This is a genomic window from uncultured Fibrella sp. (assembly GCF_964250085.1).
Taxonomy (GTDB): Bacteria; Bacteroidota; Bacteroidia; order Cytophagales; family Spirosomataceae; genus Fibrella.
Window position 1 is genome coordinate 1228189 of record NZ_CAXUEC010000001.1, and the last position, 13732, is coordinate 1241920.

The 13732-nt window shown below is 52.6% G+C and carries 11 protein-coding genes; 7 read left to right on the forward strand and 4 right to left on the reverse strand.

Annotation, left to right across the window (positions count from 1 at the left end; translation table 11 throughout):
- Positions 1 to 38 precede the first annotated feature (38 nt).
- A complete protein-coding gene (locus ACFE8Q_RS04935; protein WP_375444242.1) occupies positions 39 to 1283 on the forward strand; it encodes an ABC transporter permease in 1245 nt (414 codons plus the stop codon).
- Between the two features lie 122 nt (positions 1284 to 1405).
- Here ACFE8Q_RS04935 and ACFE8Q_RS04940 read toward each other — a convergent pair whose 3' ends face one another.
- From ACFE8Q_RS04940 to ACFE8Q_RS04950, 3 genes are read right to left on the reverse strand one after another with little or no spacing between them, the layout of a single operon-like run.
- Positions 1406 to 2266, reverse strand: a complete 861-nt coding sequence (locus tag ACFE8Q_RS04940) for a TraB/GumN family protein (protein ID WP_375444243.1) — start codon at positions 2264 to 2266, stop codon at positions 1406 to 1408.
- Positions 2267 to 2319: 53 nt separating this feature from the next.
- A complete protein-coding gene (locus ACFE8Q_RS04945; RefSeq protein ID WP_375444244.1) occupies positions 2320 to 2751 on the reverse strand; it encodes a hypothetical protein in 432 nt (143 codons plus the stop codon).
- A complete protein-coding gene (locus ACFE8Q_RS04950) occupies positions 2748 to 3005 on the reverse strand; it encodes a helix-turn-helix transcriptional regulator (protein WP_375444245.1) in 258 nt (85 codons plus the stop codon). The genes ACFE8Q_RS04945 and ACFE8Q_RS04950 overlap by 4 nt, the downstream gene beginning before the upstream one ends.
- A 296-nt stretch (positions 3006 to 3301) precedes the next feature.
- Here ACFE8Q_RS04950 and ACFE8Q_RS04955 point away from each other — a divergent pair, with 296 nt between their 5' ends.
- Positions 3302 to 6679, forward strand: a complete 3378-nt coding sequence (locus ACFE8Q_RS04955) for a methylmalonyl-CoA mutase family protein (protein ID WP_375444246.1) — start codon at positions 3302 to 3304, stop codon at positions 6677 to 6679.
- 48 nt (positions 6680 to 6727) lie between these two features.
- On the opposite strand, the gene ACFE8Q_RS04960 is transcribed toward ACFE8Q_RS04955, so the two are convergent.
- Complete coding sequence (locus ACFE8Q_RS04960) at positions 6728 to 7255, reverse strand: NADPH-dependent FMN reductase (protein WP_375444247.1); 528 nt, start codon at positions 7253 to 7255, stop codon at positions 6728 to 6730.
- Positions 7256 to 7311: 56 nt separating this feature from the next.
- Here ACFE8Q_RS04960 and ACFE8Q_RS04965 point away from each other — a divergent pair, with 56 nt between their 5' ends.
- The 5 genes from ACFE8Q_RS04965 (at position 7312) to tssD (ending at position 13719) form a co-directional block, all read left to right on the forward strand.
- Complete coding sequence (locus ACFE8Q_RS04965) at positions 7312 to 8022, forward strand: tRNA1(Val) (adenine(37)-N6)-methyltransferase (protein ID WP_375444248.1); 711 nt, start codon at positions 7312 to 7314, stop codon at positions 8020 to 8022.
- 126 nt (positions 8023 to 8148) lie between these two features.
- On the forward strand, positions 8149 to 9123 hold the full coding sequence (locus tag ACFE8Q_RS04970; RefSeq protein ID WP_375444249.1) for a glycosyltransferase family 2 protein: 975 nt from the start codon (positions 8149 to 8151) through the stop codon (positions 9121 to 9123).
- 183 nt (positions 9124 to 9306) lie between these two features.
- The gene (locus ACFE8Q_RS04975) at positions 9307 to 9948 is read left to right on the forward strand and encodes an inorganic pyrophosphatase (RefSeq protein WP_375444250.1); all 642 of its coding nucleotides are present in this window, start codon (positions 9307 to 9309) and stop codon (positions 9946 to 9948) included.
- 217 nt (positions 9949 to 10165) lie between these two features.
- Entirely contained in the window at positions 10166 to 11950 is a 1785-nt protein-coding gene (sppA, locus tag ACFE8Q_RS04980) for a signal peptide peptidase SppA (protein WP_375444251.1), read from the forward strand.
- A gap of 146 nt (positions 11951 to 12096) precedes the next feature.
- Positions 12097 to 13719, forward strand: a complete 1623-nt coding sequence (gene tssD / locus ACFE8Q_RS04985; RefSeq protein WP_375444252.1) for a type VI secretion system tube protein TssD — start codon at positions 12097 to 12099, stop codon at positions 13717 to 13719.
- Positions 13720 to 13732 lie beyond the last annotated feature (13 nt).

A 13732-nucleotide genomic window follows, 5' to 3' on the forward strand; every position in this document is an offset into this window, starting at 1 on the left:
TTGCCTTGTAGCTTTGTGTCGTTAAACGATCGTCATTCTTGAATCTTCCCGTCTTTCTTGCCAGCCGGGTGCGCAACGCACCGTTGGGCAGCTTCTCGGCCACCGTTACGCGGGTGGGCATTGCCAGCGTAGCCATCGGACTGGCCGTGCTGATCGTTGCCTTTGGGATTTTGTTCGGTTTCAAGCGAACGATCCAGCAAAAGATATTCGCTTTTGGTGCTCACCTACAGGTTGTTAAGTTCTCCGGTAACGTCTCCTACGATGCGCCGCCCATCTCGGTAGTCGACCCGGCGTTTGCCCGGATAAAAGCGATTCCCGAAGTGCGCCATGTGCAGGGAATAGCCACAAAAGCCGGTATTCTGCAAACCACCGATGATTTGTCGGGCGTAGTGATGAAAGGCGTTGGCCCCGATTATGACTGGCAGTTATTCGCTGAATCGCTGGTGGCGGGCAAACTCCCCAACTTCGATTCGGCGGCGGTAAACGGGTATTCAACCCAACTGCTCATTAGCCGGGCCATTGCCAATCAGCTTCGGCTCGAGGTGGGGCAGTCGGCCATTCTGAATTTCACGGGGCTGGGCGAAGGCGCAACCGGACTTCGGCCACGTAAGATGACGGTTGTGGGTATCTACGAAACAGGCCTGGAAGAGGGCGACAAAACGTTCGTGATCGGTGATCGTCGACTGGTGCAGCGGCTCAACAACTGGGGGGCCGATTCGGTGGGGAGTTACGAAGTGTTCGTTCGTGATTTTGCGAGGCTTAACCAGACATTTGCGGGTGTACTGAGCCAGATTCCGCCCGAAATGCGGGTGATCAAAGTGACCGATCAATACGGTATGCTGTTCGACTGGATGGTACTGCTCGACCGAAATACGGCCGTGTTTATCATCCTGATCATGTTTGTGGCCTGCTTCAACATGGGGTCGGTGTTGCTGGTGCTCATGATGGAACGTACCCCGATGATTGGCTTACTAAAAGCCCTCGGCAGTCCTAATGCCTTGCTCCGGCGCATGTTTGTCGTTGTGGGCCTGAACATTGTAATCTGGGGGCTATTTATCGGCAATGCCATCGGGCTGGGCTTGTGCTGGCTTCAATACCGTTACAAGTTGATTCCGCTCGACGCCAAAAATTACTACATGAATTATGTCCCCATCGTCTGGGACTGGCCCGTGATCGGCCTCATTAACCTCGCCATCGTGCTGCTCATCGCCGTTGCCCTCTGGATTCCCACCCTCGTCGTCAATCGCATCGATCCGGTAAAAGCGCTGGTCTTCAAGAAGTGAGTTATTGGTTATTAGTTCTTAGTTAGTAGCCTTCGTTGTCACTCGCCACAGGCAAGCGACAACGAAGCGATGAGTTATTCGTATTGACAGGTACGTTCCTGGCCGTAGCTACTAATAACCATTCACTGAATCGCTTTCACCGTGTATCCCTGTTTCCGTAATAGCGCGATCACGCCTTTTTCGCCGCCGAGGTGACCGGCACCGAAGGCGAAGAACGTGGGTTTATCGGTGGCTGCTTTTTCGATGACTGGAATCCAGTTCTGGTTACGTTTCTCCAGCAGGTCGGCTTCGAAATCTTCCAGCCCATCGTATTTGCTCTCCTTCATTTGCTTCATCACCGCCGTAATGTCCTGCGATTTGTAAGCAGCCAGCAGATTGGCCAATTCCTGTTTGGCTTCGTCGGGCTTGCGCGCCATATCCACCAGCATCGACACTTGCTTGTCCATTGGAATCTTATCGAACACGGCCATCTGGTCACCAATCGTTTCGAGGCCTAAAATCTCTTTCTTGTCTTTCGAGGCCAGTTGCATTAGTGTCAGATCATAGGAGGCGGGTTGGCAACCCAATGCACTCATAGCTAGAAACGAGTACATGCCGATGGGCTTAATAGCCGACAAGGCTGCCATACTCATGCCTGAACTCTTTTTTAGGTACGTATCCAGCATCGTATAGTCATCGGCCGACATATAGTCTTTAAGCGTTTTGCCGTTGGTGAACATCAGGCCTTGCATCATGGTTGCTTGCAAGGTGGGGTCGTCCATGTCGATTTCCAGATACAATTGTTTCGTATCGGAAACGGCCTTCTTCATGGCATCGGTAATGACCAGATCGGTGGGGCAAACGAGGTGGAACGTGCCGTAGAGGTAGGAGGGAGCGGTGAGATTTTTGCCCGTTACTGCATAGAGCAACGAATTGTCTTGTGCAGAAACGGTGTGAAAAAAAGCACTGATCGTAACCAGGCAGGTGGTGAAAAAGCGGTTCATTTGTGTGTTGGCGTTAGTAATTGATTGCTCATTAAGTTAAGTTGGTTTGTTGACTATATCTCTGATTCTGTCCAGGCCAGTATAGCCGATGGCAACACCAGAACGACGATCCACACGCCCCAGAAGAATGGATTTAACTGGTCGTAGCCGCTTAGCACAGGCCAGTGAAAATCGGCAGCCAGCATCAGGTAAACCAGTAGGCTAACAATAACCGCGCTCACAATGGCATACGCTAGTTGGTAAGCCCGGTTGCGAACAAGCACCTGACGTTCATCGAGTTGTTCGTCGGGGGCATTGCCAAACTGCCAGAGTTGAGTGCCCCGGTATAAATAAACCGAGAGGCCAACAAAGGGTAAAAGCCCAACTATAGTGGCCAGACTACTCGCCAAGCCCATCCAGCGCATGGTGAAAAACAGAATTGGATAACTTACCATCTGAAGCACTGTGGCTAGCCTGCGCTGGGATAACGAAAGGGTTCTGGTCATTGTATTTTTTGTTTTAGGTTGGCTAATTCTTCACTCAATGGACGCATCGGCTGGCGCGAAAAAACGATCTCGATGGGTAGGCCAAAGACCGCGCACAGGTCCATTGCCAGGTCGAGGCTGGGGTTGTATTCGCCTCGCTCCAGATAGCCGATCGTCTGGAAATTCACGCCTACTTTATCGGCCAGGTCTTTCCGCGAAAAACCGTGTTCTTCGCGCAGAACGGCAATGCGGTTGTATATCTTTTCGCCTCTCATACTTGTTGATTGTGTAGCAAATATAAGTCGTATTGTTGTAAATACACAACAATACGGTAGGAATTTATAGTCAAAAATTGATTTTTTGGGATAGCCGGATCTTTATTATGATGAGCGGAGCTACCCGGTAGCCAGCTATCGATCAGCCTGATGTGTTATACGTGCTTATGATCATACTGGCGATGGTCGCATAAGACCACATTAGTATAAAGAGGAGAAAGGATGGCACGAATCCGGTATCTTTGAGGTATCTCAGATGGCTTTGACCAGCTATCTATATGTTATGACTTTCGACTATGATATCTTCATCTGAACAGCCAGCCTCCTCGTCCATCAACGTACCTGCGCCAACTACCCGGCTTCGACTGGTTACGGCGGCTTCCCTATTCGACGGGCACGATGCAGCCATTAACCTCATGCGGCGGTTACTCCAATCGTCGGGAGCCGAAGTTATTCATCTGGGTCACAACCGGTCGGTGGCCGAGATCGTCGACTGCGCCATTCAGGAAGACGTTCAGGGTATTGCTATCACGAGCTATCAGGGTGGGCATATCGAGTTTTTCAAATACATGTATGACCTGCTTCAGGAACGGGGCGCGGGTCATATAAAAATCTTTGGCGGTGGTGGTGGTACGATTCTTCCCCGCGAAATCGACGAGCTGCACGCCTACGGAATCGCCCGGCTTTACAGCCCCGACGATGGCCGCACGCTGGGCCTTCAGGGCATGATCGACGATTTGCTGGCTCGCTGTAAAGAGGGGCGGAAGGCTAAGGACGATGGCTCCGAGCTTCAACCTGACCTTGCTGATTTTTCGACCATCGCCCGTCTGATCACGCTGGCCGAAAACGGTCAGCCATATGCCCTTCACACTTTGCCGCCCGCCCTACGCCCCGTGCCCGTTCTTGGCATCACGGGTACGGGGGGCGCGGGCAAATCGTCGCTGGTCGATGAATTGATTCTGCGCTACCTGCGAACGTACCCAGACAAGACGATGGCCGTTATCTCAGTCGATCCGTCGAAACGGAAAACGGGTGGTGCCCTGCTCGGCGACCGTATCCGCATGAACACGCTAAACCCGGCGGTCAGTCAGGGGCGGGTGTACATGCGGTCGCTGGCTACGCGGCAGGCCAATCTAGCCCTCAGCCGACATGTGCAGGATGCCATCGACATCTGCAAGCATGCGGGTTTCGACCTCATCATTGTTGAAACATCGGGTATTGGGCAGTCAGACACAGAAATTACCGAACATGCCGACAAGACGCTGTATGTGATGACGGCCGAATATGGCGCGGCTACGCAGTTGGAAAAAATCGATATGCTCGATTTTGCCGACCTCATTGCGATCAACAAATTCGATAAGCGCGGTTCGCTCGATGCCCTCCGCGATGTCCGCAAACAGTACCGCCGCAATCATAACGACTGGGATACAGCGGATGAGCAACTGCCCATTCTGGGCACTATGGCTTCCCAGTTCAACGACGCAGGTATGAACGAGCTGTTTAGTAGGGTGATGAAGGAGTTAGGATTGGGAATATCGGATTTGGGATTTGGCGTTGCTGAGGAATTGAGCGTATCCGCAACGCCAAATCCTAAATCCGCCATCCCAACCCCCAAACCCGCCGCCATTATACCGCCCGACCGGGTACGTTACCTGGCCGAAATTGTGGAAGAAAGCCGCCGCTACGATCGGTTCGTTTCGGAACAGGCCGGGTTGGCAACGAAGTTGTATCAACTGGACGGTGTACTGGCGATGGGCGGTGACGTTCAGACACTACGCGATCAGTTCGCCACGCAGCTTCATCCCGAAGCCGGTAAACTTCTGCACCAATGGCCAGCCATGCAACAGCGCTACACGGCTGACAATTACGAGTTTACCGTTCGTGATAAAGTGATACGGCAGCCGCTTTACACCGAAACACTCTCGCACCTGCGCATCCCGAAAGTGGCGTTGCCAAAGTATTCAGACTGGGGCGACGTGCTGCGTTGGCTGATGCGGGAGAACGTACCCGGCGAGTTTCCGTACACGGCGGGTGTGTTTCCGCTCAAGCGCGAAGGTGAAGACCCAACCCGAATGTTTGCCGGTGAAGGCGGCCCCGAACGAACGAACCGCCGCTTTCACTACGTCTCGAAAGGTATGCCCGCCAAACGGCTGTCTACCGCCTTCGACTCGGTGACGCTCTATGGGGAAGATCCTGCCCTGCGCCCCGATATTTTTGGCAAAGTAGGCAACTCCGGCGTTAGTATCGCCTCGCTCGACGACGCCAAAAAATTGTATTCCGGCTTCGACCTCTGCGATCCCGCCACCAGCGTCTCGATGACCATCAACGGCCCGGCGCCCATGTTGCTGGCCTTCTTCCTCAACGTTGCCATTGATCAGCAGGTGGAAAAATGGATCAAAGAACATCCCTTCACCCGTAGGGGGATAGAGGTCGGGGGTGAGGGGGTAGCCTACTCCGGCCCACTCCCCGACGGCAACGACGGCCTCGGCCTGTCGTTACTTGGCACAACCGGCGATAAAGTCATTCCGGCTAATGTATATGAGCAGATCAAAGCCGATACGTTGCGTAAGGTGCGGGGAACGGTGCAGGCCGACATTTTGAAGGAAGATCAGGCGCAGAACACCTGTATTTTCTCTACTGAATTTGCTCTGCGCATGATGGGCGACATTCAGGAATATTTCACGCAAAACCGCGTTCAGAACTTCTATTCGGTGTCTATTTCGGGTTACCACATTGCCGAAGCCGGCGCGAATCCGATTAGTCAACTGGCGTTTACGCTCTCGAATGGATTCACATTCGTTGAGTATTACCTGAGTCGCGGGCTGCATATCGACGACTTTGCGCCTAATCTGTCGTTCTTCTTTTCTAACGGAATGGACCCCGAATACACGGTGTTGGGGCGGGTGGCGCGGCGCATTTGGGCCAAGGCGATCAGGCATAAATACAACGGCAATGACCGGAGCCAGAAACTGAAGTACCATATCCAGACGTCGGGGCGGAGCTTACACGCACAGGAAATCGCTTTCAACGATATCCGTACCACGTTGCAGGCGTTGCTGGCGATTTACGATAACACAAATTCGCTGCACACCAACGCCTACGATGAAGCGATCACTACCCCAACGGAGGAATCGGTCCGTCGGGCAATGGCGATTCAACTGGTGATCAACCGCGAATTTGGGCTCACTAAAAACGAAAATCCGTTGCAGGGCTCATTCGTGGTGGAAGAACTGACCGACCTGGTAGAAGAGGCCGTGTATCAGGAGTTTCTGGCCCTCAATGAGCGTGGCGGCGTACTGGGCGCGATGGAGCGGATGTACCAGCGCAGCAAAATCCAGGAAGAATCGATGTATTACGAAACGCTGAAACACAACGGGCAGTTGCCCATCGTCGGCGTCAATACGTTCCTTGATCCCAACGGCTCACCGACAATAACGCCCGCCGAAGTCATTCGTAGTACCGACGAAGAAAAACGCGCGCAGGTGGATAACGTCCGGGCATTTCGGGAACGGAACAGTGACGCTGCCGACGCCGCCCTGCATCAACTTCAGCAAACGGCCCTGACCGGCGGCAACCTGTTTGCCAGTCTGATGGATGCCGCTAAAGTATGTTCGCTGGGCCAACTCTCGCAGGCGTTATATGCCGTTGGCGGGCAGTACCGGCGGAATATGTAGGGGCGTTGGCGTATGGCTTTTTGCTAGATAAAGCGCGAAGCGATTTATCTAGCAAAAAGCCATTAACTCATTCACCAACCGTTGCAAGGCTTGCTCTGTCCCAGCATCTATAATCTCGCCGCTGGCATCCATTTTATTTCGGATTGAGGAAAGGACCAGCGAACAGCCAGTGGGAATGTGTGCGTTCAGGGCCATGAGGGTAGGCAGGAGCGAGGCCATCGCCCGTTCGCCACCTGCGTAGCCGGGCGACGCGCTGATCGCGGCCAGCGGTTTCTGGTCGAAGAGGACAGTTGATACGCACCAGTCGAGGGCATTTTTCAGTACGCCGGGGATGCCGAAGGCGTATTCCGGTGTGCAGATAATCACCGCCTGCGCCTGCCCGATGGCCTCACGCAAGGCCCGAACCCCTTCAGGTACGTTGTCAGTATCGCGTTCGGGACTGAAATGTGGCAGGCTATCCAGTCCGTCGAAAATGGTTAACTGCGCTGAAGATGGAAGTAGCCGCGCCACCGCCTGTAGCACCTGCGCGTTGGTGGAGCCGACGCGCAGGCTACCCGATATACCAAGAATATTCATGCTATTTTTAGCCACAGAGGTCACTCATGTAACTCCACGGCTCGAAAAAACCTCCCATGTTTCGCTTCAAACAATTTACCATTCAGCAGGACCGGACAGCCATGAAAGTCTGCACCGACGCCTGCGTACTGGGAGCCTGGGCCGATGTAGCCGGAGCCCGCCTGCTCGATATTGGCACCGGCACGGGCCTGCTGGCGCTCATGGCGGCGCAGCGGAATCCGGTGGCCCAAATTGATGCCGTTGAACTGGACGAGGCCGCTGCCCGTCAGGCCACCGAAAACGTTGCCGCCAGCCCGTTTGCCCATCAGGTACGTGTCTGGAACACCGCCATTCAGACGTACCTGACTCCTGAACCACGCTACGATCATATTCTGACGAACCCGCCGTTTTATACCAATTCACTACGCTCGCCCGACAAGGCTGTAAACCGGGCATTGCATACCGACGACCTGCCTTTTGCTGACTTGCTCACGGCGGTTCGTCGCTTGCTTCGGCCCACAGGTATGTGGTGGGTGCTGTTGCCGCCGCCCGAATCAGACCGGTTGACCCGGTTAGCGGCCGAGTTGCCGGATAGGCTGCAACCGGTTCGTCAATTGCAGTTGTGCCACCATGCACAAAAACCGGTATTCCGCCACCTGACGGCCTACCGCTTCGCCGAGTCATCCATTAATTTTATGCCTGAACATCTGGCCATTCATGAACTGGACGGACGTACCTACACGTCAGATTTTCGCGCCTTATTACAACCCTACTACCTGATATTCTGAAATCTTCCGAACTTTACGACTGTTTGTTGTTTGAGGTTCGTGGTTTGCCGTTGTACTGCCAGTTCACCATTGTACCAATAGCAGCGCAACAACAAACTTCGAACCACAAACCAAGAGTAAAGCGCAATGCAACTGACCATATTGATTCCGCTATACAACGAAGATGAGTCGCTGCCCGAATTGCACGACTGGATCGTTCGGGTCGTGACGGAACATAATTACTCGTACGAACTGCTTTTCGTGGACGATGGCAGTACCGACCATTCCTGGGAGGTGATTGAACGGCTGGCCGAGCGGAACCCCAACGTGCGGGCCATCCGGTTTGCACGCAATTCGGGGAAGACCGCCGCCTTACAGATTGGTTTTCAGGAATCACGCGGGCAAGTGGTCATCACGATGGACGCTGACTTGCAGGATAGTCCCGACGAGATTCCGGAACTGTACCGTATGATTACCGAAGATGGGTACGACCTGGTGTCTGGCTGGAAAGAAAAGCGGTACGACCCGATCACTAAAACACTGCCTACCAAGCTGTTCAACGGGGTAGCCCGCTGGATTTCGGGCGTGAAGCTCCACGATTTCAACTGCGGCCTGAAAGCGTATCGGCAGGAGGTCGTAAAATCGCTGAACCTCTACGGCGATATGCACCGCAATATTCCAATCGTAGCCAACTGGAACGGGTATAGCCGTATTGGCGAGAAAGTGGTGCAGCACCGGGCGCGTAAGTACGGCACCACCAAGTTCGGGCTTGAACGGTTCGTGAATGGCTTTCTGGATATGCTCGTGATCGCTTTCGTTCATAAGTTCAGTAAGCGGCCTATGCACCTGTTTGGTGGGCTGGGTACGTTGTCTTTTTTTCTGGGTATGGTGATGTCGCTGTTTGTGGTTGGCCAGAAATTGTACAATATTTCGCAAGGCATCCGTTACCGTAATGCAACCGATAATCCACTGTTTTATTTCGCCCTGATCGCCATCGTTTTAGGCGTCCAACTGTTCCTGGCGGGCTTCCTGGCCGAGTTATATATCCGGCAATCATCGAACAAGACCAGCGAGTACCAAATTGCCCGAAAGATAGGTTTTTCGGAAACGGTGACGGTTTAAGCTAACTCTCGTCTTATCTTTGGGTTATAACTTTGGCAGGTCTAATTTCAGGATGCTGCGCAGGGTCGTCCCGGTATTGAGTAGTCCGTCGATTTATAATCGAAAACGGCTGCTGACTACCGGGATGTGTCATTTATACCACCGCTGATTCGCGGAATAATACAAAAATTTCAATTACCAATTATGGAAGCTGAATTCTCAACCAAAGAAATTGACACCGTTGTCAAGGCGCAGTCGAAAGCTCATCCCTGGCATGGCATTACCCCCGGCGACTCTGCTCCCGAACTGCTTACTGCCTTCATCGAAATTGTGCCAACCGATACGGTGAAATATGAAATCGACAAGCAAACGGGCTATCTGAAAATCGACCGGCCGCAGAAATACTCCAACATTGTACCGTCTCTGTATGGCTTCATTCCGCAGACTTTTTGTGGCGAAGGCATTGCCAAACTGGCTTCCGAAAAAACCGGCCGCACTATTGCCGAAGGCGACGGTGACCCCCTCGACATCTGCGTATTAACCGAATCGACTATCACCCACGGCGACATTCTGCTGCAGGCCCGGCCTATTGGCGGTTTCCGACTGATTGACAAAGGCGAGGCCGATGATAAAATCATCGCCGTACTGAAAGGTGATGCGATGTATCAGCCATTCAATGACTTATCTGAACTACCTGAAAGCGTAGTTGAACGGCTACAACACTATTTCCTGACCTACAAAAACCTGCCCGACCAACCCACAGTGATGGAATTGGCCAGCATCTACGGCCGCGAAGAAGCCTATGAAGTGATCCGTACGGCCATCGAAGATTACAAGGCGATGTGAGGTTTAGAGTCCAAAGTTTAATGTCTAAAGGGCGCTGCTACCGAATAAAACGTGAAGTAGCAGCGCCCCTTAGACCTTAAACTTTGGACCCAAGAAACAACTATCAAACCCGGTTTCTCCCATTCATCCCCCATATTACGCATTCAACAAAAAGTGGCTCACTTCTAAACAGTGAGCCTTTATTTTTGGTGTATATACAATAACATGTAAACTACCTATGCGCCAATTTTTGAAATACCTTCTGGCTACCTTGCTGGGGCTATTCATTTTTACGTTTCTGGGCATCATCATTTTTGCGGGCATCATTGGTGCAGCATCATCGAAAAAAGAAACGACCGTTGCCAAAAATTCAGTACTGAAACTGGATCTGAACGAGCCCATCCGGGAGCGTAGCGCCGACAATCCGTTTGCAGCGTTTGGCGGCAATGGCGACGCCAGCGTATTGGGGTTGATCGAAATTAAGGAGGCACTGAAAAAAGCCAAAGACGACGACAACATCCAGGGCGTGTACATCGACGCGCAAAATCCGCAGGCGGGTTGGGCCACCCTCGAAGAAGTACGCAATGCCCTGATCGACTTCAAGAAGTCGAAGAAATTCGTGTATTCCTACGCTGAGGTGATGACCGAAAAGGCATATTACATCGCCTCGGTTGCCGATAAAGTATACCTCAATCCGGCGGGTGATCTGGAATGGAATGGCATTGCCGCTGAGCTTACATTCTTCAAAGGCACCCTCGACAAGCTGGGTCTGAAACCGGAAATTTTCCGCGTAGGTACGTTCAAGAGTGCCGTAGAGCCGTTTTTGCTCGACAAGATGAGCGACCCCAACCGCCTGCAAACGGCTTCGTTCCTGAATTCGATCAATGATCATTTCCTGGTGGGCGTGTCGAAAAGCCGGGGTATTCCAACTGCTACATTACGGGGTTACGCCGATAGTCTGAGCATTCAGACGCCCGCCGATGCCCTGCGCTACAAACTCGTGACCAATACCGGTTATTTCGACGAGCTGGAAACCGACATGAAGCGGGCGATGAAAGTCGACGATAAAAAGAAGATCGAGTACGTTGGCCTGGGCAAGTACAAAAATGCCGAATCGGATAGTGAGGGCGACGACGATGACGACGATAAGCTGATCAGCAAAAACCGGATCGCGGTGATCATTGCCAATGGCGATATCAACTCGGGCGACGGCGACGAAAATAGCATCGGATCAGACAAGATCGCGGGCGAAATTCGTAAAGCGCGGCTGAATGAAAGCATTAAGGCTGTGGTGTTGCGGATCAATTCGGGCGGCGGTAGTGCGCTGGCTTCCGACGTGATGTGGCGCGAGGTGCAGCTAACCCGCAAGGTGAAACCCATCATTGCGTCGTTTTCTGATTATGCCGCTTCGGGTGGTTATTTTATGGCCATGGGCTGCAATAAAATTGTGGCGCAACCCAACACCATCACGGGCTCGATCGGTGTATTTGCGTTGATGTTCAACACCGAGAACCTGTTTAAAGACAAGCTCGGTGTCACCTTCGACCGCGTGTTGACCAACCCCCACGCCGATTTTCCCAGCGCCACCAAACCGCTGTCAGACTTTGACCGGAAGGTGTTACAAACCAGCGTAAACCGGATTTATGCCAGTTTCACCAAGAAAGTAGCCGACGGCCGTAAGCTTTCTGTCGACAGCGTGAAAGCCATTGCTGGTGGTCGCGTCTGGACGGGTATTCAGGGCAAGGCGATTGGGTTGGTGGATCAGTTGGGCGGGCTCGATGAGGCCGTGAAAGTAGCGGCGACCGAAGCTAAACTGAAAGATGATGATTATCGTCTGCGCTATTATCCGGCTCAGGAAGACACGTTCAAGAAAGTGATGAAATATTTCGGTAACGGCGACGACGATAACGCACGCGTTCAAACGGCCCTTGGTCCGCTGGCACCGGTGGTGAAGCAGTTGAAAAAGCTGCAAAGCCTACAGGGTGTTCAGGCCCGGATGCCGTTCGAGATTGATATTCGGTAATAGCCGACCAACATAACGTACCTGGAGCAGAGGCCCATATCAGTTGATATGGGCCTCTTTTTGTGCGTAGGATAATATGTATGTAGATATATAGGCTAAATAGTACTAAATAGACGCTTTTACCATCGCTTTGTCCTCTTCTGTCAATGGCGTCTTTTGCAGCGTACCTCAGCGTCGGCTCAAGTACCTACCGACTATATTCATACGATCTGGCTATTCAACAGGAAACCGACTCACTGGGGCGGCCATCGTCGGCTACACAGGGTGGGGTTATCACCTGCACGCTTGATGCGCCCAACGACGGTTTTCTGCATCAGTGGATGTTTTCGCCTACGATGCAGGCCGACGGTAAACTGGTTTTAATGCAGGAATCGCCGGAATCGACGTTAAAAACCATCTCTTTTTTCAACGCCTACTGTGTCAATCTGGATATCAAGTTTCGGCCGGGCGCGGGTGGTGCGGGTAGTTTTGTGAATACGCTGCGTATCTCGCCGCAGCGGGTTGCGGTGGGGGCCATTGTCCTCGATAACAACTGGCCGCTGGCTTCACACGGAGCGGGCGAAACCTTTCAACTGGCCAACTACCAGCGCAACGGGGCTGTAACAACCCCGCCCAAACCCCGCAAACCGCCGATTTGCGACGACATAGCGGCGTCTACCGACATGAAGAAGTCGAAGAAGGAGCGGTACAATGCCCGATTGGCGGTTATCGATGCGTCGTCGGCGAAACTGAAAGAGACAAATCTCAGACCTTCGTCGCTGGTGATGCCCGCCGATGCAACGCGGGTAGCCCGAACAGGACAAACTGGTAGCAATCAGCCTGCCGATACGATGTATGCGCAGGCGGCGGTGGCCAACAAGCGGTTCGAGTTGAACAACCGCGCCATTGAACGAGCCAAACTTACGAATGCCATCTACCTGATGGACAAAAAGAAATTCTACGAAAATCAGGTACCACCCCAACCCGAAAAATTCCGGGCCATGCTAGCCGCCCAGACCTGGCCGACTGAGCCCGGTGGACTACCGGAAGGATGGGAAATGACCGAACGATCAGTTGCCGGTGAAGAGCCGGTATATATGGTTGCCAGGTCGACATTTGAGAAGGATGCCCGGCCAGTGCTTGTGTTTCGGGGAACAGACAATGCCGTGAATGCGCAGGAAGATTGGAAAACAAACCTGATGCAGGGAAATGGACTTGAGACCAGGCAATACAACGGGTCAATTAACCTGGCAAAGCGACTGGCCAGAACTTACAACGTAACTGGAGGCATTGAAATAGCTGGTCATTCAAAAGCGGGTGGCCAGGCGGCAGCAGCAGGCATACTTACGGGGGCAAAAACCTATACATTTAACGCGGCTGGCGTACATCCACGGACAATTAGTCGGGAGGATGATGGTAAGACGCTCGATGATGCTAAAGCAATCGGTGCCGATGGACGACCTGTGGTTGATGCATTCAATTTCCCACACGATGTGCTGAATAATATCCAGGATACGGCGATGCCTATGGTAAAAGGAGGGTTGCTGATGGCTCCCTCATTCATTGCTAAATCAGCCGGCATTGGGTTGACACTAAACAATACGATGCCGATAGCCGCTGGTGTAAGACATATTGTTCCTGCACAAACTAGTCTGGGCGCTAAAATTAGTAGCCCATGGAATCCCATGAAGCGGGTTGAGTATCATGGAATGCCTTACCTGATAGACTCAATGGAAAAACAAAAGAAGGATGATCTTAAAACGTTATCAACATACATGGGCTGTCAGTAAAGCTCTTTTCCCG